1 protein-coding gene is annotated in these 465 nt (G+C 44.5%); it reads right to left on the reverse strand.

Annotation, left to right across the window (positions count from 1 at the left end):
* Nucleotides 1-19: 19 nt before the first annotated feature.
* Nucleotides 20-465, reverse strand: a 446-nt coding sequence (locus tag ACK8OT_RS19285) for a transposase (protein WP_410198135.1), incomplete at its 5' end; no start/stop codon positions are given.

Raw genomic sequence — 465 nt, forward strand, 5'->3', positions numbered from 1 at the left:
GTAGATACTCTGTTTAAGTTCAAGCATTTTGACTCTCAAAATTGAATAATTTTGCAGAGTCAAATGCTTGACCTTCTTTATAAACTGCCCACAAGCCTGTTAAATACTTTCGCATTACAGCAACATTCGCCTGAAGCTTGGTCTTGCCTCTTGAGGTTAGATTGTCTTTGAACTGCTTGGCGTTTGAGTCATGCTGAGCTGCTGACATAGCGGGCATATACAGTGCTGAGCGTAAATAAGTATTACCGGCTTTGCTGATACGTGATGCACCTTTAACACTCGTGCCTGACAGACTCAACTTAACATCGAGTCCGCTATAGCGGCTCACTTGCTTCGCTTTCATGTCTATTGGAAGCACGACAAACTCGGCTAGGATAGCAATGGCGCTCGTCTGACCTATGCCTTTTGCGGCAATGAAACAGGGGTAAATACGATTCAATGCCTCATCGGCCTCTATCAGGCTTA

The organism is Motilimonas thetidivivens (genome assembly GCF_046452435.1).
Classification (GTDB): Bacteria; Pseudomonadota; Gammaproteobacteria; order Enterobacterales; family CBDFNC01; genus Motilimonas.